This is a genomic window from Aeromonas sp. QDB68, assembly GCF_027707405.1.
GTDB classification, from domain to species: Bacteria; Pseudomonadota; Gammaproteobacteria; order Enterobacterales; family Aeromonadaceae; genus Aeromonas; species Aeromonas caviae.
The window spans coordinates 1-25,515 of record NZ_JAPCIQ010000006.1 but is presented as its reverse complement, the minus strand read 5'-3'; the positions used below and the strand labels follow the sequence as shown (position 1 = coordinate 25,515).

Below are 25,515 nucleotides of genomic sequence, written 5' to 3'. Positions count from 1 at the left end.
CCATTAGCTCCCCCCTCCGATATAATGTCTGCGTTATTACCTACCCTAAGGCCTGCTTATGTCTCAAAAAGATCCTTTCCTCCAACGCGAGGCCGAAAAATACGAAAACCCCATCGCCAGTCGCGAGATGCTGCTGGAGCTCATCAAGGGCCATGAGAAACCCATGTCCCGGGAAGAGCTGGCCAAGGTCCTCAAGCTGACCGATGAAGAGCCGTTGGAAGCCTTGCGACGTCGTCTGCGCGCCATGGAGCGCGACGGGCAGCTCGTGTTCACCCGCAACCAATGTTACGCCCTGCCGGATCGCCTGAATCTGGTCAAAGGCTATGTGCTTGGCCACAAAGATGGATTCGGTTTTCTGCGCCCCGAGGGTGGTGGAGCGGATCTCTTCCTGAACAACCGCGAGATGCAGCGCCTGATGCATGGCGACTATGCCCTGGTGCAGCCGACCGAGATCGATCGCAAGGGTCGTCAGGAAGCGCGTCTGGTGCGCCTGCTCAAATCCCGCGAGGCGGACATCGTCGGTCGTTACTTCGTCGAGAACGGCGTCGGTTTCGTGGTACCCGATGACAGCCGCATCGGCCAGGACATCATCATCCCGGAAGGGGAGAACAAGGGGGCTCGCCAGAGCCAGGTCGTAGTCGTGCGCATCAACCAGCGCGCCACTGCTCGCTTCAATGCGGTCGGTACCGTCTTGGAAGTCCTGGGTGAGAACATGGCGCCCGGTATGGAGATCGAGATCGCCCTGCGTACCCACGGCATTCCGCACACTTGGCCGGAAGAGGTGACCAAAGAGGTCGCCGGTCTCGGTGAGCAGGTGCCGGAGAAGGCCAAAGAGGGTCGCATCGACCTGCGCGCCCTGCCGCTGGTGACCATCGACGGGGAAGACGCCCGCGACTTCGATGACGCTGTCTTTTGTGAAGCCAAGCGCGGTGGCGGCTGGCGCCTGTGGGTCGCTATTGCCGACGTTTCTGCCTATGTGAAACCGGGCACGGCCCTCGACACCGAAGCCTATCAGCGCGGAAACTCGGTCTATTTCCCCGAGTTCGTGGTGCCCATGCTGCCGGAGGTGCTCTCCAACGGTCTGTGTTCCCTGAACCCGCAGGTCGACCGGCTCTGCATGGTGTGCGAGATGACCATCTCCGCCGCCGGCCGCATGTCCGGCTACAAGTTCTACGAAGCGGTAATGAACTCCCACGCTCGCCTGACCTACACCAAGGTAGCGGCGATCCTGGACGGGGATCCCAAGCTGCGTCAGCAGTATGATCCGCTGGTGGGCCACATCGAGGAGCTGAGCAACCTCTACAAGGCGCTCAAGCATGCCCGTCATCAACGCGGTGCGGTGGAGTTCGAGAGCGAGGAGACCCGCTTCATCTTCAACGCCCAGCGCAAGATCGACCGTATCGTACCGCTGGTGCGCAATGACGCCCACAAGATCATCGAAGAGTGCATGATCCAGGCGAACGTGGCTGCCGCCCGCTACATCGAGAAGAACGAGGCCGCCGCCCTGTTCCGGGTGCACGACCGCCCGGGCGAGGAGCGTCTGACCGGCTTCCGTGACTTCCTGGCCGAACTGGGTCTGGAGCTCAAGGGGGGCCTGGAGCCCGAGCCGAAGGACTTTGCCGACCTGGCCGCCAAATTCGAAGGGCGCCCGGATGCGGAATTGCTCTCCACCATGCTGCTGCGCTCCATGCGTCAGGCCATCTATCAGGCCGACAACATCGGTCACTTCGGCTTGGCCCTGAAGTCCTACGCTCACTTCACCTCGCCGATCCGTCGCTACCCGGATCTCATCCTGCACCGGGCGATCAAGTACCAGACCGCCAAGGAGCAGCAGGCCAACCTGCGTCACAAGTGGACGCCGAGCGGTGGCTACCACTACCAGCTGGAAGAAGTGGACCCCATGGGCGAGCACTGCTCCATGACGGAGCGCCGTGCCGATGATGCCACCCGCGACGTGGCAGACTGGCTCAAGTGCGAGTACATGCTGGATCACGTGGGTGACGAGTTTGACGGCGTCATCGCCAGCGTCACCGGTTTTGGCTTCTTCGTGCGTCTGGCGGAGATCCACATCGACGGTCTGGTGCACGTCAGCACCCTCACCAACGACTACTACCAGTTCGACCCGCTGCACCAGCAGCTGATCGGCGAGAACTTCCGCCGTCGCTATCGTCTGGGTGACAAGGTGCGGGTCAAGGTGATGGGCGTGAACCTGGACGATCGCAAGATCGACTTCGTGATGGTGGAAGAGCCCCTCAAGGCCACCGGCAAGAACGCCAAGGAGATGGCGCGCAAGCAGGCCGAGATCAAGAAAGAGAAGGCCAAGAGCGCCCAGCGCCACGAGAAACGCAAAGAGGGCAAGGAGAGCGGCAAATCCGACAAGGGTGGCCGTGCCAAGCCCAGCAACAGACGACCGAGCAAAAAGGCTCGCGACAAGGCCAAGAGCACTAAATGAGTACTGAACTGATCTACGGCATTCACGCCGTCTCCGCGCTGCTGGAGCGCACCCCCGAGCGCTTCATCGAGGTGTGGGCTCTCAAGGGCCGCGATGACGAGCGGCTGCATCCCCTGCTGGCCGAGCTGGAGTCCCTCGGTATCAGGGTGCAGAGCGTGAACCGCAAGACGCTGGATGACAAGGCGGAAGGCAACAATCACCAGGGCATCATGGCCAAGGTGATTGAAGCGCCCAAGCTGGCCGAGCACGACCTGGCCAGCCTGCTGGACGGTCTGGCGGCGCAAGAGACAGCGCCCTTCCTGCTGGTACTGGACGGGGTGACCGACCCGCACAATCTCGGCGCCTGTCTGCGCAGTGCCGATGCGGCCGGGGTACATGCGGTGATCGTGCCGCGGGACAAGGCCACAGGCCTCACGTCCGTGGTGCGCAAGGTCGCCTGTGGCGCCGCCGAAGTGGTGCCGCTCATCCAGGTCACCAACCTGGCCCGCAGCCTGCGCGAGCTGCAGGAGCGCGGCGTCTGGATCGTGGGTACCGCCGGCGAGGCGGATCACGATCTCTATCAGGCCAAACTCACCGGCCCCATGGCGCTGGTGATGGGGGCCGAAGGCAAGGGGATGCGCCGCCTGACCCGCGAACATTGCGACGAGCTGGTGAGCATCCCGATGGCGGGGGCAGTATCCAGCCTCAACGTCTCGGTGGCGAGCGGTGTCTGCCTGTTCGAAGCCGTGCGCCAGCGCCGCGTCTGACAAGACGATGACCGACAGACCCCCCTTTGTCTGGGAACGGGTTGCAGATGAGCAGGAGGCCGAGCGCCTCCTCTCTTTTGTCCGCTCCCTGACCTTGCCCCCTCGCACCTGCCTCTGGCATGCCGGTGACAGTCCGGCGCTGCTGGTCAGAGTGGAGGAGGGGTTGCTGCGGGCCAAGGTGGTGCTGGCGGATGGCCGCGAGTACATCAAGGAGTTCTATTGGGAGGGGGACGAGTTTATCGACTTCCACCACCTGCTCAGTGGTGAGCCCGCCCGCTACAGCGTGGAGGCGCTGGAGCCTTGCCGGCTGCAACTTCTTCCGCTGGCGGATCTGCGCCGACTCCCTTGCTGGCCCGCCTGGTATCACCATCTCCTTGAAGTGCAACTGCGCATCAAGGAGGAGAAAGAGCTGTTACTGCTGACCGGGGGCCCAGAGGCGCGCTATCAGCATTTTCTGCGAAGCTTCCCCGCGCTGGATGCCAGGGTTCCGGATCACCAGATTGCCGCATATCTGGGGATCACCCCCATCAGCCTGAGCCGCATCCGCAGGCGGCTGAAAACGCGCGATCAGGGTTGAGCCAGAAGGGATTGCCGATGAACCTGGGCAGAGATCGGCTCTTTGTCGGCCATGTCCGCATTGGATGAGAAGGGGGCCAACTTAACCAAGGTTAATGCCCCTCGTCGGGAGCAAGATTATGCTGTCAGACCCCATTAAACAGGAGTCATTCATGAACTGGAGTATGAAATCCTGGTCCGAGCTGACCACGGATGAATTGTATGAGCTGCTTGCCCTGCGCGCCGAGGTGTTCGTGGTGGAGCAGACCTGTCCCTTCCAGGATCTGGACGGGCTGGATCGCCGTGACGGCGTGCTGCATCTGCTCGGTCGTGAGGGGGATCACCTGGCGGCCTATGCCCGCATCATGGCGCCCGGCATTGGTGATGGCAGCGGCGCCGCCATCGGCCGTGTGGTCACCTCTCCCACGTCGCGGGGGGGCGGACTGGGTCACCGCCTGCTGGCGCAAGCGGTCAGAGAGTGCGAGGCTCGCTGGCCTGCACACAGCATCTGGCTCGGTGCACAGGCCCACCTGCAAGGCTTTTACGGCCAGCATGGTTTCGTGGCCGAAGGGGAAGGATATCTGGAAGATGACATCCCTCACATGGGGATGCGAAGGGAGCCTGCCTGACATCGTCAGGCGCCAGGAAAGGGGCAAGTGGCCCCTCATCCGTGGTGCATCGCATGGTTTTTTGCTACCCCGTGGCCATGGGGTCGCAGCCCGGGGTGAGATACCGCCGCGCTGATCTGCCTGCTGGTCTCTCTGTCGGGACACCGCCCCGGTCAGGGCGGTGCGACATCAGGAAGGCTGTGGTGGTTCAGGGAGTGACCCGGGTGGTGAGGGTAAATCCCTCTTCACTGGAGGCCAGCGTCACCTGAACCTGGCCCAACTCGGTCAGAGTGCTTACATGGGTGCCGCCACAGGGAATGGTGATCTCCCGACCGTCCACCATGCCATGCCAGTAGCGGGAATCGATGATGGCATCACCGGCCCGGCTGCGGCGGATCTCGCCTCCCTCTTTGAGCCAGCGCATCAGCTGCTCGTTGACCTGGAGCGCTATCCTGTCGAGGTCGGCCAGCAGTGCCTCGCTGTTGATTCCCTTTTTCCGAAGGCTCTTGCCGATCCGGTACTGCTCCTTTGATCCTCTGGGCTCGACCCGGGAGTGCTGGATGGCGAGGCGGTCGAAATCCGGCTGCCCGAGAGCGTCCAGCTCGCTTGTCTCCTTTCGCCAATAGGGCGTGAGCGCCCGATTGAGGGCCAGTGCCACCAGGTGGCAGGCGCTGTGGCCCAGGCTCAGGGCATGGCGTGCCTCGGCATCCACCGTCAGTTCCACAGGCGAGCCAATGGCAAGGTGATGGGAACCAGCGAGGGGGTGCACCACCACGAAAGCCCACCCATCAGCCCCTCGCTTGACCGGAATCTCCGTATCCACGAACAGCTCGCCCTCGGGACTGATGGCGCCCATGCGGCAGGGGCCCACGGCCGCTTCCCCCCCTTCCCAGCGCACAGTGCCCACGTCACCGGGTTGATCGGGCCAGAGGTGGCTCTGGGGATGAAAGGGGGTGAGGTCGGTGACCAGCAGGGTCGGATCCCCCTGTTTGCAACAGACGACGCTGGCCTGTTCCTGATGGTGGCCCAGTACGAAGCTGGCTCGGGTATGTTCCATGGCAGGGCTCCCGCAACGAGATGATGAGAAGGGAAAGAGGCAGCATACGCGAAAGTGCGAAGAGGCTCATCAACCCGGGTCAATGAGCCTCAAGATGGCTTTAGAGGGTGGTGACCAGCAGATAGGCATTGAGGCCGATCACCAGGGCGACGATGAGGCGCCCCACGGCCTGGGTGACGGGGTGATTGCGATGTGCCCCCATCAGGGCGCGATCACCGGTCAGGATCAGCAGCGGAATAAGAGCGAGGGCGATGCCGAAGCTCAGCACTACCTGGCTCAGTACCAGAATTTCCGTGGTGTTGAGGCCCATGGCGATCACCACGAAGGCGGGAGCCATGGTGATGGCTCGGCGCAGCCAGAGCGGAATGGTGAAGCGCACGAAGCCCTGCATCACCACTTGTCCCGCCAGCGTTCCCACCACGGTGGAGGAGATGCCGGAGGCGACCAGGGAGAGGCCGAACAGGGTGGCGGCTGCCGGGCCCAGCAGGGGCGTGAGGGTCTGGTAGGCCGTTTCCAGCTCGGCCACCTGCTGATTGCCGGAGCTGTGGAAGGCGGCCGCCGCCATGGCCATCATGGCCAGGTTGACGAAGCCGGCGATGGTCATGGCGATGGCCACGTCGACCCGGGTGCTGTGCAGTCGCTGGGTCACCGTGCCCTGCTCCTGGGTATGCTGGGTCAGGGCCGAGTGGAGATAGATGACATGGGGCATCACGGTGGCACCAAGCACGCCGGCGGCAAGATAGACAGCATCACCATTGGGGAGGCCGGGGAAGAGTGCCCCTTCCAGCAGACTCGGCAGGTGGGGGCGCGAGAAGATCAGCTCGACGATGTAGGCGGCGGCCACGAACAGCAGCAGGCCGCCCACCACGAACTCCAGCGGCTTCTGGCCGCGGGATTGAAGCATCAGGATCCCCCAGGTGACCACGGCGGTGATGCAGGCCCCTTCCAACAGGGTGATGCCGAGCAGCAGTTTGAAGCCGACCGCAGCGCCGATGAACTCGGCGAGATCGGTGGCCATGGCGATGATCTCGGCCTGCACCCAATAGGCCCAGACTGCGGGCCTGGGCATACGATCACGAATGTGTTCCGCCAGGTTCTTGCCAGTGACGATACCGAGCTTGGCCGAGAGGGTCTGCACCAGCATGGCCATCAGGTTGGCCCACACCACTACCCACAGCAGTTGATAGCCGAAGGTGGAGCCGGCCTGGATATTGGTCGCAAAATTGCCCGGGTCGATATAACCGATGGCGGCGATGAAGGCGGGGCCGAGCAGGGTCAGCTTGAATTTGCGGGCCGGGATGGCCGTGGTGAGCGCAGGTTGCATACTGTCATCCTCCGTGGGGATATGAGGAGAGTATGGATCTAAATGATAATTGTTATCAATTAAAGTTTTGTATCGGGCTCATCGAGAAAAACATCTTGCTTCGCCAGTTGCAGTGGGAGAGGTGATTTCGTACAATACGCCGCCCTAGAAAGCAGCGTCTAAACATCACTATGTTCCTTGCCTCCGAGGTCTGGCTGCACCTGGGCGGAGGCTGAATTAATCCGTAAGGAGCTAAAATGCGTCATTACGAAATCGTCTTCATGGTTCATCCGGACCAGAGCGAGCAAGTACCTGGCATGATCGAGCGTTACACCGGCGCTATCACCACCGCTGGTGGTACCATTCATCGCCTGGAAGATTGGGGCCGTCGTCAACTGGCTTACCCGATCGACAAGCTGCACAAGGCTCACTACGTTCTGATGAACGTAGAAGCTGAACAGGCCGTTATCGATGAGCTGGAAACCAACTTCCGCTTCAACGATGCCGTTATCCGCAACATGATCATGCGCACCAAGCACGCCGTGACTGAAGTTTCTCCGATGGCCAAGGCCAAGGAAGAGCGCTTCACCCGTCGTGACGACGAGCGTCGCGAAGATGCTGTTGAAGCGTCTTCCGAAGAGTAATTCTTAGATCACCGCATTAGAGGATAAAGGCCATGGCACGTTATTTCCGTCGTCGTAAGTTCTGCCGCTTCACCGCCGAGAACGTTACCGAGATCGACTACAAAGATATCGTTACTCTGAAAAACTACGTCACTGAATCTGGCAAGATCGTACCGAGCCGTATCACCGGTACCCGCGCCAAGTATCAGCGTCAGCTGGCACGCGCCATCAAGCGTGCTCGTTACCTGGCTCTGCTGCCGTACACCGATCTGCACAACAAGTAAGAATCGGCCCGGCGCTTACGCCTAACTCAACGAAATTTATAGAGGAAAGGTAATGCAAGTTATCCTGCTCGATAAGATCGCCAAACTGGGCGGTCTGGGTGACCAAGTTTCCGTAAAAGCTGGTTATGCCCGTAACTACCTGATCCCGCAAGGCAAAGCTGTTATGGCCACCAAGGCCAACATCGAAGCCTTCGGTGCTCGTCGCGCTGAGCTGGAAGCCAAACTGGCTGCCAACAAGGCTGCTGCCGAAGAGCGCGCTGCCAAGCTGGGTGAGCTGGCTGCCGTTGTCATCGCCTCCAAGTCTGGCGACGAAGGCAAGCTGTTCGGTTCCATCGGTACCCGTGATGTGGCTGAAGCCATCACTGCTGCCGGCGTAGCCGTTGCCAAGAGCGAAGTCCGCATGGGCAACGTTCTGCGTAACACCGGTGAGTACGAAGTTGTTGTTCAGCTGCACGCTGACGTCAAAGCAACCGTACAAATCCAGGTTGTTGCTCTGTAATAGCGTTCCGCTCTTGCAGAAAAACCCGCGCACATGCGCGGGTTTTTTATTTTCAGATCAAGGGGTAAAGTGAAGGTCTGTTCCTCTGGAGGAGAACCTTTATGGCTGCCTGGGTTGAAGGTCGGGTCATCGAGCGCATCGAGTGGACACCCACCCTGCTCTCCCTGCGTGTGGAGGCGGAACTTGCCCCCTACAAGGCGGGTCAATTCACCAAGCTGGCCCTGGAGCAGGGCGAGCGTCGAGTCCAGCGTGCCTATTCCTTCGTCAATCCTCCCGGCACGCCCTATCACGAATTCTATCTGGTGGAGATCCCCGGCGGTGAACTGAGCCCCTCTCTCGGTTCCCTGCAGGTGGGCGACGGCCTGCTGGTGCAGTCCCAGGCCACCGGTTTTCTGACCCTGGATGAGATTCCCCCGGGACGGGATCTCTGGCTGCTCTCAACCGGCACCGCCATCGGCCCCTTCCTCGCCATGCTGGCAGAAGGACAGGTCTTCGACCGCTTCGAGCATCTGGTGCTGGTACATGGGGTGAGAAAAGGGGAAGAGCTCAGCTATCAGCCGCTTATCGCAAGTTTTGCCGAGCAGCATGGCGAGCGTTTTCGCTATGTTCCCTTCGTCAGTCGTGAGACCTGGCCGGAGGCGATGGCAGGGCGCATCCCGGCAGCCATCGTCGATGGCAGCTTGCAGGCGAGGGTGGGGCTGAACTTCTCCCCCGAGTTGAGCCAGGTGATGATCTGCGGCAACCCCGCCATGGTGAAAGAGACTCAGCAGACCCTGCTCGGGCTGGGGCTTGCCAAGAACCTGCGTCGCGCTCCCGGCAATATCAGCATGGAAAACTACTGGTAGGGGACATGACTCCAGGGGCCACAGGCCCCTCAACCATGTCCATGGGCATGCTGGTCAGTGTTTTTGGTGGCCGTTGCCGCCGTGCTTGTTCCTGGGCTTGTCATGGCCCTGACCCGGGTTGTTGCCACTGTGAATGCTGCGGTTGTAATGGTCGCGGTATTTGCCATCCACGTTGTCGCAGTTGAGCTGGATGCGGCTGGTCCGGGTGCTGACATCCAGGCAGTTGTGCTGCCACCACTCGTACTCCTTGTCGTCCCAATCCAGGCTTACCCGGCCCTGGTCGGTGGAGATCCGGATGTCGTCATCGTGTTTGGAAGGGGGGGCAGCAAAGGCCATTCCCTGAACCAGAAGCAGGGAGAGCAGCAGTGCGCCGCGGGAAGTCATGGTCATGTGGGTCATCGCATCAAGGCTCCTGTCAGGGGGATCATTGATCCGGTTGCGTGCTGATCTGATTGGTGCTGGGGGGCTGGTTGCGCTGCGTCTCGTCCTCCAGATTGAGGTTGATCCTCTTGCAGTCGGCGGCTGTGTCACCGCTCCCGAGATCGAAGCAGTTGCTCTGGGACCAGTCAAACTGCGTGTCATTCCAGTCCAGATTGAAGGTCAGCGCATCCACGGAGAAGGTCTGGCTCCCTTCGTCCTGTGCCAGGGCGCTACCAGTGATCAGAAAAAGAGAGAGCAACAAAGCCGTCGTTCTGTTCATGATGTCCTCGAGTCGTGTTCGGTGGAAATGAGTGTAATGCGGCGGGCTTAACCCGAGCATAACCGCAGATGTTCTTCAGGTACGGGGTCGATTGTAGTGTTTTTCTGCTGCGGATTTGCACGTTTTGGTCGCACTCTGGGCAGCTGATCGTCCATCGGCGGGAATTCGGGGATTTGCCCTTCTCTCCGGGGGAGTGGTGACTATAATCGGCAGCCAACTTTTCCTGCAGATGTTTCCCGCTTCATCATGACTACACAGGCTTGCGCCGCATTGCGTTACCCCAAGGGATGGTTCGCCCTCACGACAGTCTACAGTTTTACCGGGCTGGCCATTCTGGCTTCCATCGTCTTCTCCCTGCTGCTGTTTCTCTCCATCGACGAAAACCCCCTGATGAAGTGGCTGTTCGGCGGGCTGGCCATCATCTTCGAGCTGGGCAAGTTCTACGTCTGGTACGAGTACGGCGAGTGCAAGGCGAGGCGGGATCTGGGCGGCGCCTTCTGGTCGCTGCTGTTCTACAGCGTGCTGGCCGCCATCTCCATAGGGGGCAGTATCGGCGGCATCAACAGCGCCACCAACACCATCCTGAGCCAGCAGGCGCGTCACGAGCGGGAGATAGCCCGTTTCGACGAGCAGATAGCCAGCATAGAGCGGCAGATCCAGCTCAACGAAGAGGCGGCCCGCAAATACATCGAGATGGCGCGTATCTCGAGCGGCGTCAGCGGTCTGCAGCAGGCCAACACCAAGCTCAGGCTGCGTCAGGACGAGCTGCGCCAGGAGCGGGACGCCAAGCCGCTGGGGGAGCAGTCCTCCATGCTGGGGCTGATGAGCAGTCTGGCGGACGGGGTGGGCATGAGCATCGGCCAGGTGCAGTTCCTGCTGGTCTGCTTCCTGTCTATCCTGCTCGATGCGTTTGGTGCCTTTTTCGTCAGCCTGATCGGTGAGGAGAACCGCTTCCGCCGTCAATGGATGTGGCAACGGGAGAAGGCGCAAGCCGAGGCCCGGGTCGCAGCGCCGACCCCGGAGCCGTCAGCATTCAGCAGACCCGTGCCCGAGCCAGCCGTGGTCGCCCAGGTGCGCGGCGCGCTGGAGAGCGGCGAGCTCAAATGCAGCAAACGCAAGGTGGCAGAGGCATTGTCACTGTCTCTGGAGGAGGTGGACCGGGTGTTCCAGCATCTGCTGGCGCAGGGCGTGCTGGGGCAGGGCAGCAATCGTCACTACCATCTTCGTGCCGAGCAGGGGTGAATCCGGCTCAGTCGAACCAGATAAGACCCTCATAGGGTTGCTGTCTGAGAGAGGCGAGCCGGCTATCCAGGTTGCCTGCATGGATTTCCAGTCGGTGCCCGTCGGGATCCAGCAGATAGAGTGAATCCCCTTCGCTGCTGTTCTTCTTCCACTCCACGACGCCCGCCGCGCGCAGACGGGTGCAGAAGGCAGGAAACTGTTCAGGCGAGATGCCAAACGCGACATGGCTGTAATCTCTGGCCGGTTGGGGAGGATCGCAGGAGAGACAGAGCCAGAGATCGCCGAGGGTGAGATAGGCTCCCCGTGCCCATCTCACCCTGGGGCGACATCCCAGCAAGTCGACATAAAAGGCAACGCTTCTGTCGAGATCGCCGGTTACCAGTGTGAGATGGTTCACTCCATGCAGCATCTTCTCTTCTTCCCCCTTGTCCCTGAACCCTAGTGTGTGAGCACCATCATCAGGCTGAGGAAGGCGGCCAGCCCGCCGCCGATGCCGATGATCCAGTAAAAGCCCTTTGCCCCCTGTTTGAGCGGAATGCGGAAGTAGAGCAGAAACGCCCACCACCCCAGGGCCAGCAACAGAGGAATAAGAAACATTCGAGCCATGGTGTCCTCGCTGTTATTCTGTTGACCCTTGATCAATCAACAGGATGGATTGTGCAATGACGCAGCTACAGATTACCGCATTCGGCGACCCCTCGGTACTCAGGCTCAACCCTTCCCTGGACAAGGTACCCGCAGAGGGAGAGGTCCGGGTGCGCATCTGCTTTGCGGGGGTCAACCCCATCGATGCCAAGACCCGGGCCGGTCTCGGCTGGGCGGCGGCCCAGAACAAGGACAAGCTGCCCTGGACGCCGGGTTATGACGTGGCCGGCGTGGTGGAAAAGGTGGGGCCCGGCGTGACCTCCCTGGCCGAGGGGGAACTGGTGTGCGGCATGGTGGGCTTCCCCCTCGCCGCCGGTGCATATGCCGAATCCGTGGTGGCCCGCGAGGAGGAGCTGGTCAAGCTCGATGGGGTGAGCCTCAGGCAGGGAGCGGCCTTGCCGCTGGCGGGACTCACCGCCTGGCAGGGGCTGCTGGAGCACGGTGGCTTGCAGTCGGGGCAACGGGTACTGATCCTGGCCGGTGCCGGTGGCGTCGGCCACCTGGCGGTGCAGTTTGCCGCCGCCTATGGTGCCCACGTGGTTGCCACGGCAAGCGGCGACAATCACAGCTTCCTTCATAGTCTCGGGGCAAGCCGGATGGTGGATTACCACCAGGCCGGGTGGTGCACCGAGGCGATCACCGATGGTCCGTTCGATCTGGTGCTGGATCTGGTGGGGAGCGAGAGCGGCAAGGCGGCGCTGGCCTGCGTCAAGCCGGGCGGCCGTCTGGTGACGGTCCCCACCATCACGGCCCAGCAGATCAAGGACGCGGGGGCCGAGCTCGGCGTCGAGGTTGTCGGCATGCTGGTCCATCCCGATCGAACGCAGCTGACCCAGATGCTGACGCTGCTTCGCCAGGGGGAGGTGAAGATCACCGTCTCCGGTGAATACACGCTGGCAGAAGGGGCGCTGGCCCATCAGGCCATCGAGCAGGGCCATGTGCGCGGCAAGCTGTTGCTGCGCATGTCCGCCGCAGACGGCCAGCCCGGATGATAGACTTCACCGGGATGGGGCTGGGAGGGTTGTTTCTGAGCGCCTTCACCTCCGCCACCCTGTTGCCCGGCAGCTCGGAAGTGCTGCTGGGCGCCATGGCGGTCAAGGGGGAGTGGAGCATGACCAGCCTGCTTTTCTGGGCGACGCTGGGCAATACCCTGGGTTCCATGACCACCTGGTGGCTCGGCTGGCTCGCCACCCACAAGAAAAAACCGGAAGATTTTCAAGGCCGTGGGGAACAAAAAGCCCTTGGTTGGCTCAAACGTCATGGCCACTGGTGTCTGCTGCTTGCCTGGACGCCTGTGGTCGGCGATGGTCTCTGTCTGCTGGCTGGTTGGCTGCGCCTCTCCTTCTGGCGCTCCCTCATCTTGATCGGGCTCGGCAAATTGCTTCGTTATGCCCTGGTGTTTCTGCTGGCCAGTCAGATCTTCTAGCCCTTTTGTCACTCACGAGGTACCCGTGAACAAACTCATTCCATTAAGCATGCTGCTGGGCTTCTCCCTTCCCGTGCTGGCGGCCCCGACCCTGGTGTCCGAGCAGGTCAAGCAGGAGGGCAAGCTCGGCATTCCCTACCAGATGTACAAGCTGGACAACGGTTTGACCGTGATCCTGGCCCCCGACCACTCCGATCCCCTGGTGCATCTGGACGTCACCTATCACGTCGGCTCCTCCCGGGAAACCGTGGGCAAGTCGGGCTTTGCCCACTTCTTCGAGCACATGATGTTCCAGGGCTCCAAGCACGTTGGTGATCAGGAACACATGCGGATCATCAACGAGGCGGGCGGTGACATGAACGGCACCACCAACAAGGACCGCACCAACTACTACGAAACCGTGCCGGCCAACCAGCTGGAGAAGGTGCTCTGGCTGGAGGCGGATCGCATGGGCTTCCTGCTCGATGCGGTGAGCCAGAAGAAGTTCGAGATCCAGCGCGCCACCGTCAAGAACGAACGGGCCCAGCGCATCGACAACCAGCCTTATGGCCTGGTGGGAGAGCGGGTGGGGGAGGCACTCTATCCGCGCACCCACCCCTACTCCTGGCAACCCATCGGTTATGTGGAGGATCTCGACCGGGTCGACGTCAACGACCTCAAGCAGTTCTTCCTGCGCTGGTACGGCCCCAACAATGCGACCCTGACCCTGGGCGGCGACTTTGATACCAAGCAGGCGCTGGCCTGGATTGAGCAGTACTTCGGTTCCATCCCGCGCGGTCCGGACGTGGCCGAACCGACGCCTCAGCCTGCCACCCTGCCGGCAACCCGCTACGTGACGCTGGAAGACAAGGTGCATCTACCGCTCCTGTATATCAGCTATCCGACCGTCTCCCTGGGTGACCCGCAGGAGCCGGCGCTGGACATCTTTGCCGATGTGCTGGGGGGCTCTGCCAGCTCCATGCTCTACCAGTCTCTGGTGAAAACCGGCAAGGCCATCGAGGCGGGGGCCTCCCACTCCTGCGAAGAGCTGGCCTGTACCCTGACGGTCTATGCCTACTCCAATCCGGCGGCGGATGGCAGCCTCAAGACCCTCAAGGGCGAGGTGGACAAGGTGATCGGCGAGTTCGCCCAGCGCGGCATCAAGCCCGCGGATCTGGAGAAGGCCATCAGCAGCTATCGCGCGTCCGCCATCTGGGGACTCGACAGTATTGAGGGCAAGGTAAGCCAGCTTGCCATGGGGCAGGTGCTGGCCCGGGATCCCGACTATGTGTTCAAGAATCTGGATGCCATCGCCCGGGTCAAGGGGTCTGACGTCAAGGCTGCCTACGACAAGTTCATCCAGAACAAGCCTGCCGTGGTGCTGAGCGTGGTGCCCAAGGGCAAGAGCGACTGGCAGGCCGCGACCCCGAACTTCACTCCCGCCAAGCGGGAGCTGCCGGATTACAGCAAGCATGACAAGGTGCTGGCGGAGCGGCCGGTGAAAGATGACTTCGATCGCAGCGTGCAGCCCAAGGCGGCCGATGCGGTGAGCGTCAAGGTGCCCGCCATCTGGCGTGGCAAGCTCGACAAGGGGATCGAGATCATCGGCACCCACAGTGACGAGATCCCGGCCGTCTCCATCATGATCGCCCTGCCGGGTGGCATCCGGGCCGAAGGCAAGGGAGAGCTGGGGCTGGCCAGCCTCACCGCCGCCATGTTGGAGCAGGGGACGACGCGCCTCTCCGAGGCCGAGTTGAGCGACGAGCTGCAAAAACTCGGCGCCAGCATCAGCGTCTCCAGCGCCCAGTACAACAACCTCATCACCATCAGCAGTCTGGCGGACAAGCTGCCCGAAACCCTGGCGCTGGTGCGGGAAGTGCTGCTGCAACCCGGCCTGCGGGAAGCGGACTTCGAGCGGCTCAAGACCCAGATGCTGCAAGGCATGAAACAGAGCGAGCAGCAACCCGAGTGGCTGGCGGGTCAGGCGTTCCGCGAACTGGTCTATGGCAAGCAGAACCGCCTCGGCCAACCCTCTGACGGGGTGCTGGCGGACGTGGAGAAGCTGACCCTGGCGGATGTGAAGCGCTTCTATGAGGCTTATTACAATCCGACCAATGCCAAGGTGGTGGTGACAGGTGATGTGACCGCCCAGCAGGTGGAATCCGGTCTCGCCTTCCTGACCCAGTGGCAGGGGGCCGCCCCGACCCTGGGGGATCTCAAGCCCGGGGGAGAGCAGGCCAAGCCAGGCATCTATCTGGTGGACAAGCCGGGGGCCCCCCAGTCGGTGATCCGCATCGGCCGCCGCGCCATGCCGTTTGACACCACGGGAGACTATTTCATCGCCAACCTGATGAACTTCAACCTGGGTGGCAACTTCAACAGCCGCATCAACCTCAACCTGCGGGAAGACAAGGGCTACACCTATGGTGCCAGCTCGGGCTTCCAGGCCAACCGCGAGGCGGGTGTCTTCGCGACCGGCGCCAATGTGCGCACCGATGCGACCGTGGATGCCATCCGCCAGTTCCTCAAGGAGATGGACGGCTACCGCAAGAGCGGGCCGACCCCGGTGGAGCTGGCCTACATGCGCAGCGCCGTCTCCCAGCAGGATGCGCTCTCCTACGAGACCCTGGGGCAGAAGGCTGGCTTCCTGCTGCAGATGATCATGTACGACCTGAAGCCGGACTATGTGCAGGCCCAGAACAACCTGATCAAAACAGTGTCACCCGAGACGCTGAAGGCCAGTGCAGCCCGCTGGCTGGATCCGGCCGAGATGGTGATTGTGGTGGTGGGAGACAAGCAAAAGCTTGAAAAACCCCTGAGCGAGCTTCATCTTCCCATCTATCCACTGCAACTGCCCTGAGGGGCGTCGCAACAATAAGTGCCGCCCCGGGTGGGGCGGCCACACATGAGCCGTGAATATGACTACTACTAGCTTGTCGCTCACCGAGTTGCTGGCTGCGCTGGGCACCCCGGAACGGGTGACCGCCCTCAAGGGGATCCGGCGCGGGATCGAGCGCGAATGTCTGCGCATCACCCCCGAAGGGACCCTGGCCCAGACCGATCACCCCAGAAGCCTGGGGTCGGCCCTGACCCATGCCAACATCACCACCGATTACTCCGAGAGCCTGCTGGAGTTCATCACGCCGGCCACCGACTCCATCGAGAGCCTGATCGAGCAGCTCGGCGACATTCACCGCCACACCATTCATCATCTGGGAGAGGAGCGGATCTGGCCCCTCTCCATGCCCTGCTTCGTCGGTGACGAGGAGAGCATCCGCCTGGCCCAGTACGGCAGTTCCAACATCGGGCGGATGAAGACCCTCTATCGCCAGGGTCTGAAGAACCGCTACGGCAGCCTGATGCAGGTGATCGCCGGGGTGCACTTCAACTTCTCCATGCCGGACAGCTTCTGGTGCGAGTGGCAGGATCTGGTGGGAGAGGGCTGCTGCAGCCAGCGCTTCATCTCCGACAAGTACATGGGGCTTATTCGCAACGTCTACCGCTTCGGCTGGCTGGTGCCCTATCTGTTCGGCGCGTCTCCGGCCATCTGCGACTCCTTCCTCAAGGGGCGCAAGAGCAGCCTGCCGTTCCAGAAGACCGGCAAGGGCACCCTTTACCTGCCCTATGCCACGGCTCTGCGCCTGTCCGATCTCGGTTACACCAACAGCGCCCAGGCGGGGCTCAAGATCAGTCATGACAGCCTGCCCGCTTATGTGAGCAGTCTGCGCCGGGCCATCAATACCCATGATCCCGACTTCGCCAGGATAGGGGTCAAGGTGAACGGCGAGTACCGCCAGCTCAACGACAACGTGCTGCAGCTGGAGAACGAGCTCTACGCGCCGATCCGCCCCAAGCGCACCCCCCGCAGCGGCGAGAAGCCCTCGGATGCGCTGGAGCAGCGCGGCATCGAATACATCGAGCTGCGCACGGTGGACGTCAATCCCTTTACCCCGTTCGGTATCGAGGTGGATCAGATCCGCTTCTTCGATCTCTTCCTGGTCTGGTGCCTGTTGCGCCCGTCCCCCGTGCTCTCGGATGACGAGGTTGCCCGCAACCGCCGCAACCAGAACAAGGTGGTGCTGGAGGGGCGTCGCCCCGGCCTGACGCTTGAAGATGAACAGGGCAATGCCATCGGCCTCAAGGAGTACGGCCTCAAGCTGTTCGACGAGCTGGCCGAGGTCGCAGCGCTGCTGGATCGCTGCTGTGGTCGCAACCGCTATCGCGAGACGCTGGCGATGCACCGTGAGAAGCTGCTCGACCCCGAGCAGACCTACTCCGCCCGCCTGCTCAAGCAGTTGCTTTCAAGCGGCCAGGACAACGGCTGCTTCGGCGATGCGCTGGCGAGCCGCTACCGGGAAGAGATGCTGGCCGGCGATCTGCAGTACTGGGACGAGGCCTATTTTGCTGGCGAGGCACGGGACTCCCTGGCCAAGCAGCGGGAGCGGGAACGCAGTGACAGCCTGTCGTTCGACGACTTCCTGGCTGACTATTTCGGTACCCGCCAGACCACGGCCTGAGGATGCCGCCAGGATGACGAAAGCCGCTCCCGGGAGCGGCTTTTTCATGGGAGCCCGGCGGCGGCCGGGCATAAAAAAAACGGCCCGTTCGGGCCGTTTTACATGGGGTGGTTCATCGGTCAGAGAATGAGACCACCGAAGAAGAAGCCGAGCGCCACAGCCATGGCGATGGTGGCCACACCCGGGATGAAGAAGGGGTGGTTGAACACGGCCTTGCCGATGCGGGTGGAGCCGGTGTCGTCCATCTCGACCGCGGCCAGCAGGGTCGGGTAGGTCGGCAGCACGAACAGGGCGCTCACGGCGGCGAAGGAGGCGATGGCCGCCAGCGGGCTGACACCCAGTGCCAGGGCGGCAGGCATCAGGGCCTTGGTGGTGGCACCTTGCGAGTAGAGCAGCATGGAGGAGAAGAACAGCACCACGGCCAGCAGCCAGCTGTATTGGCTCAGCAGATCGCCGGCGAACGCCTGGATCTCGACCATGTTGCCCTTCACGAAGACGTTGCCCAGCCAGGCTACGCCCAGCACGCAGATACAGGCGGACATACCGGACTTGAAGGTCGGCATGTTGGTGATCTGGGCCGCGTCCAGTTTGCAGAACAGTACCATCAGGGTAGCGGCGGAGAGCATGATGCCCATGATGGCGCCATCGCGGGGGATCGGCGGGCTGCTGATGAGGCCGACGTTGCCGGAGATGGCGGTGGCATAGGCCATCACGGCCACGATGGAAGCGACGAAGATGCCGACGGAGAGCTTGGCATAAGGCTTGATCTCAACCTGGCTGGTACCGCGCAGCTTGATGAGTCCCTTGGCTTTGCGCTCCAGATAGACTTCGTCCTGATCCAGCGGCTTGCCCAGCAGGTTGGCGATGAAGGCCCCCAGCAGACAGGCGATGAAGCTGGACGGGATGCAGATGGCCAGCAGGGTCAGGTAGTCGACGCCAAGCGGCTCCAGCATGCCGGAGAAAGCGACCACGGCTGCCGAGATGGGGGAGGCGGTGATGGCAATCTGGGAGGCAACGACCGCGATGGAGAGCGGACGAGAGGGGCGAATGCCCTGCTCCTTGGCCACTTCGGCGATCACCGGCAGGGTGGAGAAGGCGGTGTGACCGGTACCGGCCAGCATGGTCATCAGGTAGGTGACGACCGGCGCGGCGAAGGTGATGTGCTTGGGATTCTTGCGCAGGGCTTTTTCGGCCAGGTGCACCAGATAATCCATCCCGCCGGCCAGCTGCATACAGGCGATGGCGCAGATGACGGACGCGATGATCATGATCACGTCCCACGGGAGATAGGTCACCAGCTGATCGCTCGGGATGGGCATGCCCAGCCCCCAGGTCAGCACCAGTACCCCCAGACCACCGGCAAAGCCGATACCTATGCTGCCTATCCGGGCCCCCAGATAGATAGCGGCGAGCACCACAAGTAACTCGATTCCAATCATAGCGAACACTCCATTTTCCAGTTTTTTTAGGTTTTATTAGGCTGAAAAGCCAATTCCCGATGGGGCTGTGGGGAGACCGCTCGGGAATTGACTTTAAATGGGCCGGGATCACCCCGGCCCATCTGCTCGCTTATACGGTGGCTTCGCGGGTGTAACGCTTGGCTTTGTATTGCGGGTTCATCAGGTTCTCGATGGAGAGGATCTCGTCCAGCTGTTCGGCGGTCAGCAGGCCGCGTTCCAGCACGACTTCGCGGACGTTCTTGCCGGTTTGGGCACAGATCTTGCCGACGATGTCGCCTTCATGGTGACCGATGAAGGGGTTCAGGTAGGTCACGATGCCGATGGAGTTCAGCACGTGGTTCATGCAGATGTCCGGGTTGGCGGTGATGCCTTCCACGCACTTCTCGCGCAGGGAGATGCAGGCTTTTTCCATCAGGCTCAGGGATTCGAACATGGCCTGACCAATCACCGGCTCCATGACGTTCAGCTGCAGCTGACCGGCCTCGGCGGCGAAGGTGATGGTGACGTCGTTGCCGAATACCTTGAAGCAGGACTGGTTGACCACTTCCGGAATGACCGGGTTGACCTTGGCCGGCATGATGGAGGAGCCAGCCTGCATTTCCGGCAGGTTGATCTCTTTGAGCGCAGTGCGCGGGCCGGAGGAGAGCAGACGCAGGTCATTACAGATCTTGGAGAGCTTCATGGCCAGGCGCTTGACCGCACCGTGCAGCATCACATAGGCCCCGCAGTCGGAGGTCGCTTCGATGAGGTCCTCTGCCGGCACGTAGGCACGACCGGTGATCTCGGCCAGACGCTTGATGGCAAGACCGGAGTACTCGGGCGGAGTGTTCAGACCGGTACCGATGGCGGTGGCGCCCAGGTTCACTTCCAGCAGCAGCTCCTGGCAACGCTTGATGGATTTGATCTCTTCACGCAGGGTGACGGCGAAGGCGTGGAACTCCTGACCCAGGGTCATGGGCACCGCGTCTTGCAACTGGGTACGGCCCATTTTCAGGATATGTTTGAATTCCTTGGCTTTGACATCGAAGGCGGCGATGAGGGCTTCCAGAGCGTGCAGGGTGGTGTCGGTGCTGTTGACCACGGCCACGCGGAAACCGGTGGGGTAGGCATCGTTGGTGGACTGGCACTTGTTGACGTGATCGTTGGGGTTGATGACGTCGTAGCGACCCTTTTCAAGTCCCATCAGCTCGAGGGCGATGTTGGCCAGCACTTCGTTGGTGTTCATGTTGACGGAGGTACCGGCGCCGCCCTGATAGACATCGACCGGGAACTGATCGAAGCACTTGCCGGTGTTCAGCATCAGGTCGCAGGCTTCGACAATCTTGTCTGCGATCTCGGGACGGATGGTGCCCAGCTCACCGTTGGCCAGTGCAGCCGCCTTCTTGGTCAGGACCATGCCACGAACAAACTCGGGAACGTCAGAAATCTTCTGAGTGCTGATCTTGAAGTTTTCAACAGCGCGCAGGGTGTGCACGCCGTAGTAGAGGTCGTTGGAAACTTCTTTGGTGCCCAGCAGGTCTTCTTCAATGCGGACGTTCTTGATGTCGCTCATTGTTATGCCTCAGAAATCAAATAAATGGAAACGATCCTCACCGAGTGGTCGCGATTTCCCTACGCACATTTCATCCTGAAGCACCACACATCGGGTGGGGCAGTTGGGAGCCAGTTGCTCCCTGTGCAATGACTGGTGTTGATGTTACCCCAATTGAGGTATCCGGTATTAGACCTGGATCACTAAATTTGAGGCAACCTCAAATTTCTTGTGGTCATTAAACAGATATTGCAATCGGGCGATTAACTTTGACAGAACAACCACCTCAATCCCAGTTGGGCGGACAAATATTTATCCGTATTCCGGGGCCTGCGGCAGGAGAGGCTTGAAAAATGATCAACCAGCCCCATGTTAATGTCAGAAGACCTGAACCCGGCGCGTCAGCATCAGCGATGTGCGGCTGCCGACCGGACACCCCGGGTCCATTCATTCATCGCTCCGAGGTTGCTATGGGCAAGTTGTTACTGTTGTTGGTCGGGCTGGTATTGCTGGAGCTCACCGTCATGATCAAGGTGGGCTCCGTGATCGGGGCCTTGCCGACCGTTGGCTTGTTGGTGCTGACCGCCGTGCTGGGATCGTCGCTGGTGCGCAGCGAGGGGATCAAGACCCTGCTCACTGCCCAGCAGAAGATGCAGCTGGGGGAGATGCCCGGCCGCGAGGTGATGGGTGGCATGATGCTGGCGTTGGCGGGTTTGCTGCTGATTATCCCGGGGTTTGTGAGCGATATTGTCGGCATCCTGCTGCTGCAGCCCTGGCTGCGCAACATGCTGGCCGACAAGCTGATTGGCAGCAATCAGTTCAGGATGCAGATGGGGGGCTTCCAGGCTCGCCAGCAGCCGTTCGAGCCGGGTCCCGGCGATGACAGGCCCGGACAATCCCCGCGAGGGGGTGGCAACACCATCGAAGGGGAGTTCGAACGCAAAGAGTAATCGCGAGCCTCGGGCTGTGCCGTCAGGATCTCCCCTGATGGCACAGCCGCTCGAATCTGTGGCGGGCATACCCCCATGCCAGCAATCCGGCGGCCAGGTTCGCCAGCAGCATCCCCAGATAAATCCCCTGTTCTCCCCCCAGTTTTGCCCCCAGCCAGGCCCCTGGCAGCAAGAAGACAAACAGTCTGATGCCGTTTATCAGCAGTGACACCGCCGATGCCCTGACGCCGTTGAGGGCCGAGGCCAGCAGCATCACCATGCCCTGAAAACCGTAGCCAATGGGGACCAGATGCAGATAGAGCACGATGAGTCGCACCACTTGCGGATGATCGCTGAACAGATCGGCGATGAAGGGGGCGAGAAGCCAGGTCAGCACGTAGACCCCAAGCTGGAACAGCAGGGCGAAGCGCATGCAGAGCAGCAGGGCGGCCTTGGCTCGGGCCGGATTCCCGGCGCCGCAGTTCTGCGAGATGAAGGGGGCCAGCACGGAAGAGAGCGCCATCATCACGATGAGCAGCAAGGCCTCGACCCGGGATGCCGCGCCGTAGGCGGCGACCACCTCGGTTCCGAGCCCGGCGAAAATGATCATCAACACGGCGTTGGCCAGTGGGTTGAGCATGTTGGTAAACGATGCGGGCACAGCCACATGGAGCAGGGCGCGCCAATGGGCCAACAGCTGAGGGCGGGGAGAGAGGCGCCAGGTCAGCAGCGTCTCCCGCTTGCGCAGCAGATGGAGGCTGACCAGCATGGCCATCAACCAGGAGAGGGAAGTGGCGATGGCGGCTCCCCGAATGCCCCACTCGGGGAAGGGGCCCGGCCCGAAGATGAGCAGAGGATCCAGCACGCCGTTGACCAGACCGGCGACCCCCATCACCAGACTGGGGGTCTTGGTATCCCCCGTGGTCCGGATGGCCGCATTGCCGACCATGGGCACGACCAGCATGGGGACGGTCAGATACCAGATGAGCATGTAATCGTGGATGAGGGAGATGAGCTCGGGGCTGGCCCCCAGCAGGGTGAACAGAGGGGTAATGGTCATTGCCCCCAGTCCAGCAAGCAGACTCACCAGGATGACGGCGAGGAACAGGCAGTCTGTGGTGATGCGGGCAGCCTCGTCATGGCGACCCTGCCCCAGGGCATGACCGAGCAGGGCGCACAGGCCCGCTCCCAGCCCCATGGTCAGGGAGGTGACGACAAAGGTGACCGGGAAGGTGAAGCTGATGGCGGCCAGCGCCTGGGTACCCAGCATGCCGATGAAGAAGGTATCGACCAGGTTGAAGGCCAGGATGGCGATGATGCCCAGGATCATGGGGCCCGTCATGCGCAGCAGCATGGGTGTCATGGGGGCGGTCAGCATGGGATTGGGTCGGCTCAAGGCAGAGTCTCTAGGTGCTTTGGGCCTGAATGCTGGCCGTCTCCATCCGCCTTCCTGATTGGGGATGGGTGATCCATCGAAGGTATTCATAGTACGTGAAAATATTTTTTTTGTATTTGCCCTTGAAGGGCTAGCCCTGTTGCCCCAGATCAGGGACATGACAAATTTGGCCGATTGCGGCCATTCCTCAAGCAACACAGAGACTCATTTTGGGAGAGTTATCGATGAAAATTCGTCCACTGCACGACCGCGTCATCATCAAGCGCATCGAAGCTGAAGCCAAATCCGCTGGCGGCATCGTCTTGACTGGCACTGCGGCCCAGAAGTCCACCCGTGGTGAAGTTCTTGCCGTGGGGACTGGTCGAATTCTGGACAATGGGGATGTCAAAGCACTGGCCGTCAAGGTGGGTGACAAGGTGATCTTCAACGAAGGCTACGGCGTGAAGACCGAAAAGCTGGATGGCCAGGACGTACTGATCCTGTCCGAGACCGACATCCTGGCGATTGTCGAAGAGTAATCACCCTCCCTCTTTTCCCGAATTGATTTAAGGATTGAAGAACATGGCAGCTAAAGAAGTTAAGTTTGGCAACGAAGCTCGCATCAAAATGCTGGAAGGCGTCAACATCCTGGCCGATGCCGTCAAGGTGACCCTGGGCCCGAAAGGCCGCAACGTGGTGCTGGACAAGTCCTTCGGCGCTCCGACCATCACCAAGGATGGCGTCTCCGTTGCCCGTGAAATCGAACTGGAAGACAAGTTCCAGAACATGGGTGCCCAGATGGTCAAGGAAGTCGCTTCCAAGGCCAATGACGCCGCCGGTGACGGTACCACCACTGCCACCGTACTGGCTCAAGCCATCGTCAACGAAGGCCTGAAGGCCGTTGCTGCCGGCATGAACCCCATGGATCTGAAGCGTGGTATCGACAAGGCCGTTGTGGCTGCCGTTGCCGAGTTGCAAGCACTGTCCACCCCCTGTGCCGACAACAATGCCATCGCCCAGGTAGGCACCATCTCCGCCAACTCCGACGAGAAGGTCGGCAAGCTGATTGCTGAAGCCATGGACAAGGTCGGTCGTGACGGCGTCATCACCGTGGAAGACGGTCAGGGCCTGGACGACGAGCTGGCGGTGGTAGAAGGCATGCAGTTCGACCGCGGCTACCTCTCCCCTTACTTCGTGAACAAGCCGGAAACCGGCTCCGTCGAGCTGGATGACCCCTTCATCCTGCTGGTGGACAAGAAAGTCTCCAACATCCGCGAAATGCTGCCGGTGCTGGAAGGTGTGGCCAAGGCGGGCAAACCGCTGATCATCGTGGCCGAAGACGTGGAAGGCGAAGCGCTGGCGACCCTGGTGGTCAACACCATGCGTGGCATCGTGAAAGTGGCCGCCGTCAAGGCGCCGGGCTTCGGTGATCGCCGCAAGGCCATGCTGCAGGATATCGCCATCCTGACCGGTGGTACCGTGATCTCCGAAGAAGTGGGTATGGAGCTGGAAAAAGCGACCCTGGAAGATCTGGGCCGTGCCAAGCGTATCGTCATCACCAAAGAGAACACCACCATCATCGATGGCGTGGGTGATGCTGCCCTGATCGAAAGCCGCGTGGCCCAGATCCGTCAGCAGATCGAAGAGACCTCTTCCGATTACGACCGTGAGAAGCTGCAAGAGCGCGTGGCCAAGCTGGCCGGCGGTGTTGCCGTGATCAAGGTGGGTGCTGCCACTGAAGTTGAAATGAAAGAGAAGAAAGCCCGTGTTGACGATGCCCTGCACGCCACTCGCGCAGCCGTGGAAGAAGGCGTGGTTGCCGGTGGTGGTGTAGCGCTGGTGCGCGTTGCTGCCAAGCTGGCCTCCCTGCGTGGTGACAACGAAGACCAGAACGTCGGCATCAAGGTTGCCCTGCGCGCCATGGAAGCCCCGCTGCGTCAAATCGTCATCAACGCCGGCGAAGAAGCCTCCGTCATCGCCAATGCCGTGAAGAACGGTGAAGGCAACTACGGTTACAACGCCTACACCGAACAGTACGGCGACATGCTGGCCATGGGTATCCTGGATCCGACCAAGGTAACCCGTTCTGCCCTGCAGTTCGCCTCGTCCGTCGCTGGCCTGATGATCACCACAGAGTGCATGATCTCCGAGCTGCCGAAGAAAGATGCACCTGCCATGCCTGATATGGGTGGCATGGGCGGTATGGGTATGATGTAATCCCGTCAAGTCATCAAACGGCTCGCTTTTGCGGGCCGTTTTTTTTAGTGCTACTAAGCTGAAGTTGTTGATAGTGAAATGATCTGAGGTGAACATGCGATACTTAGGGCTTCTCCCGTTACTCCTTTTCCTGGCCTTGCCGGGCATGGCGCTGGCGACACCGCAGGGGCCGGTCATTCTCAAGGTGACGGGGAATCTGGACCCTGCCGACCCGGCAGATGGAGAGGTGCTGTTCGATATGGCCATGATCCAGGCGCTGCCGCAGCATGAGGTGGTGACGAGCAATCCCTGGGTGGACAAACCGCACAAATACGTAGGGCCGAAACTGGCGGACGTGCTGACTGAGGTGAAGGCCAACGGCAAGAGCATCACGCTCACCGCCCTGAACAGTTTCCAGATCCGGATCAACTGGGATAAGGTCAAGCAATACGATCCTATCCTGGCCTCATGTACAGGATCTTTAGCTACAACCAATTGAAATAGATAGAAAAAAGGCTTCGTTTGTGATCTGATTTAATCGCA

Annotated in this window: 25 protein-coding genes and 1 pseudogene; 17 read left to right on the top strand and 9 right to left on the bottom strand. The window is 61.1% G+C overall.

Translation table 11 applies throughout. The features are described 5' to 3' along the window. The first annotated feature begins 58 nt into the window (after positions 1–58). From rnr to PG892_RS03505, 4 genes are all read left to right on the top strand, one after another. Positions 59–2,452, top strand: coding sequence for a ribonuclease R (gene rnr, locus PG892_RS03520; RefSeq protein WP_049636454.1), 2,394 nt, complete (start codon positions 59–61; stop codon positions 2,450–2,452). Continuing rightward, positions 2,449–3,198 (top strand): 23S rRNA (guanosine(2251)-2'-O)-methyltransferase RlmB, encoded by a 750-nt coding sequence (gene rlmB / locus PG892_RS03515; RefSeq protein WP_041214488.1) that lies wholly within the window; start codon positions 2,449–2,451, stop codon positions 3,196–3,198. The genes rnr and rlmB overlap by 4 nt, the downstream gene beginning before the upstream one ends. Before the next feature lie 7 nt (positions 3,199–3,205). Continuing rightward, positions 3,206–3,775 (top strand): Crp/Fnr family transcriptional regulator, encoded by a 570-nt coding sequence (locus PG892_RS03510; protein ID WP_010673116.1) that lies wholly within the window; start codon positions 3,206–3,208, stop codon positions 3,773–3,775. A gap of 151 nt (positions 3,776–3,926) precedes the next feature. Then, entirely contained in the window at positions 3,927–4,382 is a 456-nt protein-coding gene (locus PG892_RS03505) for a GNAT family N-acetyltransferase (RefSeq protein WP_042878826.1), read from the top strand. A gap of 187 nt (positions 4,383–4,569) precedes the next feature. Here PG892_RS03505 and PG892_RS03500 read toward each other — a convergent pair whose 3' ends face one another. Together PG892_RS03500 and PG892_RS03495 are read right to left on the bottom strand one after the other, a co-directional pair. Further along, positions 4,570–5,418, bottom strand: a complete 849-nt coding sequence (locus PG892_RS03500; protein WP_052814588.1) for a hypothetical protein — start codon at positions 5,416–5,418, stop codon at positions 4,570–4,572. A gap of 100 nt (positions 5,419–5,518) precedes the next feature. Next, positions 5,519–6,742 (bottom strand): Nramp family divalent metal transporter, encoded by a 1,224-nt coding sequence (locus PG892_RS03495; protein ID WP_160838884.1) that lies wholly within the window; start codon positions 6,740–6,742, stop codon positions 5,519–5,521. Positions 6,743–6,978: 236 nt separating this feature from the next. On the opposite strand from PG892_RS03495, the gene rpsF reads away from it, so the two are divergent. The 4 genes from rpsF to PG892_RS03475 all read left to right on the top strand — a co-directional run bounded on the left by rpsF (position 6,979) and on the right by PG892_RS03475 (position 8,972). Continuing rightward, positions 6,979–7,365 (top strand): 30S ribosomal protein S6, encoded by a 387-nt coding sequence (gene rpsF, locus PG892_RS03490; RefSeq protein ID WP_005331771.1) that lies wholly within the window; start codon positions 6,979–6,981, stop codon positions 7,363–7,365. Between the two features lie 32 nt (positions 7,366–7,397). Continuing rightward, positions 7,398–7,628 carry a 30S ribosomal protein S18 gene (gene rpsR / locus PG892_RS03485; protein WP_005313392.1) on the top strand — a complete coding sequence of 77 codons (231 nt, stop codon included), beginning with the start codon at positions 7,398–7,400 and terminating at the stop codon, positions 7,626–7,628. Positions 7,629–7,680: 52 nt separating this feature from the next. Beyond that, positions 7,681–8,127, top strand: coding sequence for a 50S ribosomal protein L9 (gene rplI, locus PG892_RS03480; RefSeq protein ID WP_010673120.1), 447 nt, complete (start codon positions 7,681–7,683; stop codon positions 8,125–8,127). A 101-nt stretch (positions 8,128–8,228) separates the two neighbouring features. Then, entirely contained in the window at positions 8,229–8,972 is a 744-nt protein-coding gene (locus tag PG892_RS03475) for a ferredoxin--NADP reductase (RefSeq protein ID WP_052814586.1), read from the top strand. Positions 8,973–9,026: 54 nt separating this feature from the next. Here PG892_RS03475 and PG892_RS03470 read toward each other — a convergent pair whose 3' ends face one another. Both PG892_RS03470 and PG892_RS03465 read right to left on the bottom strand, forming a co-directional pair. After that, a complete protein-coding gene (locus tag PG892_RS03470) occupies positions 9,027–9,371 on the bottom strand; it encodes a hypothetical protein (protein ID WP_223932073.1) in 345 nt (114 codons plus the stop codon). A gap of 25 nt (positions 9,372–9,396) precedes the next feature. Then, positions 9,397–9,672 (bottom strand): hypothetical protein, encoded by a 276-nt coding sequence (locus PG892_RS03465; protein WP_270825118.1) that lies wholly within the window; start codon positions 9,670–9,672, stop codon positions 9,397–9,399. Between the two features lie 246 nt (positions 9,673–9,918). Here PG892_RS03465 and PG892_RS03460 point away from each other — a divergent pair, with 246 nt between their 5' ends. Further along, positions 9,919–10,914 carry a Preprotein translocase subunit SecY gene (locus PG892_RS03460; protein ID WP_210600321.1) on the top strand — a complete coding sequence of 332 codons (996 nt, stop codon included), beginning with the start codon at positions 9,919–9,921 and terminating at the stop codon, positions 10,912–10,914. A 7-nt stretch (positions 10,915–10,921) separates the two neighbouring features. Here PG892_RS03460 and fos read toward each other — a convergent pair whose 3' ends face one another. Both fos and PG892_RS03450 read right to left on the bottom strand, forming a co-directional pair. Continuing rightward, positions 10,922–11,323 (bottom strand): fosfomycin resistance glutathione transferase, encoded by a 402-nt coding sequence (gene fos, locus PG892_RS03455; RefSeq protein ID WP_270825116.1) that lies wholly within the window; start codon positions 11,321–11,323, stop codon positions 10,922–10,924. A gap of 29 nt (positions 11,324–11,352) precedes the next feature. Then, positions 11,353–11,520, bottom strand: a complete 168-nt coding sequence (locus PG892_RS03450) for a hypothetical protein (protein WP_005308905.1) — start codon at positions 11,518–11,520, stop codon at positions 11,353–11,355. Between the two features lie 56 nt (positions 11,521–11,576). Here PG892_RS03450 and PG892_RS03445 point away from each other — a divergent pair, with 56 nt between their 5' ends. From PG892_RS03445 to gshA, 4 genes are read left to right on the top strand one after another with little or no spacing between them, the layout of a single operon-like run. Further along, on the top strand, positions 11,577–12,551 hold the full coding sequence (locus tag PG892_RS03445; protein ID WP_270825115.1) for an NADP-dependent oxidoreductase: 975 nt from the start codon (positions 11,577–11,579) through the stop codon (positions 12,549–12,551). After that, positions 12,548–12,985, top strand: a complete 438-nt coding sequence (locus tag PG892_RS03440; RefSeq protein ID WP_029313803.1) for a YqaA family protein — start codon at positions 12,548–12,550, stop codon at positions 12,983–12,985. The genes PG892_RS03445 and PG892_RS03440 overlap by 4 nt, the downstream gene beginning before the upstream one ends. Before the next feature lie 25 nt (positions 12,986–13,010). After that, positions 13,011–15,824, top strand: coding sequence for a M16 family metallopeptidase (locus tag PG892_RS03435; RefSeq protein WP_270825114.1), 2,814 nt, complete (start codon positions 13,011–13,013; stop codon positions 15,822–15,824). A 58-nt stretch (positions 15,825–15,882) separates the two neighbouring features. Beyond that, positions 15,883–17,481, top strand: a complete 1,599-nt coding sequence (gene gshA / locus PG892_RS03430; protein WP_049636442.1) for a glutamate--cysteine ligase — start codon at positions 15,883–15,885, stop codon at positions 17,479–17,481. A 119-nt stretch (positions 17,482–17,600) separates the two neighbouring features. Here gshA and PG892_RS03425 read toward each other — a convergent pair whose 3' ends face one another. Continuing rightward, complete coding sequence (locus PG892_RS03425; RefSeq protein ID WP_041210978.1) at positions 17,601–18,920, bottom strand: anaerobic C4-dicarboxylate transporter; 1,320 nt, start codon at positions 18,918–18,920, stop codon at positions 17,601–17,603. A gap of 130 nt (positions 18,921–19,050) precedes the next feature. Then, entirely contained in the window at positions 19,051–20,493 is a 1,443-nt protein-coding gene (gene aspA / locus PG892_RS03420) for an aspartate ammonia-lyase (protein ID WP_010673133.1), read from the bottom strand. 449 nt (positions 20,494–20,942) lie between these two features. Between aspA and PG892_RS03415 the strand changes: the two genes are divergently transcribed. Then, on the top strand, positions 20,943–21,422 hold the full coding sequence (locus PG892_RS03415) for an FxsA family protein (RefSeq protein WP_039040009.1): 480 nt from the start codon (positions 20,943–20,945) through the stop codon (positions 21,420–21,422). 22 nt (positions 21,423–21,444) lie between these two features. Here the strand turns inward: PG892_RS03415 and PG892_RS03410 are convergent, their stop codons facing one another. Further along, positions 21,445–22,779, bottom strand: coding sequence for an MATE family efflux transporter (locus tag PG892_RS03410; RefSeq protein WP_223919970.1), 1,335 nt, complete (start codon positions 22,777–22,779; stop codon positions 21,445–21,447). Positions 22,780–23,021: 242 nt separating this feature from the next. On the opposite strand from PG892_RS03410, the gene PG892_RS03405 reads away from it, so the two are divergent. The 3 genes and pseudogenes from PG892_RS03405 to PG892_RS03395 all read left to right on the top strand — a co-directional run. Then, entirely contained in the window at positions 23,022–23,315 is a 294-nt protein-coding gene (locus tag PG892_RS03405) for a co-chaperone GroES (RefSeq protein WP_005309514.1), read from the top strand. A gap of 43 nt (positions 23,316–23,358) precedes the next feature. Beyond that, positions 23,359–24,993, top strand: a complete 1,635-nt coding sequence (groL, locus tag PG892_RS03400; RefSeq protein ID WP_010673136.1) for a chaperonin GroEL — start codon at positions 23,359–23,361, stop codon at positions 24,991–24,993. Between the two features lie 94 nt (positions 24,994–25,087). Then, positions 25,088–25,438 (top strand): annotated as a pseudogene (locus PG892_RS03395) (molybdopterin-binding oxidoreductase); the annotation flags it as partial. Positions 25,439–25,515 lie beyond the last annotated feature (77 nt).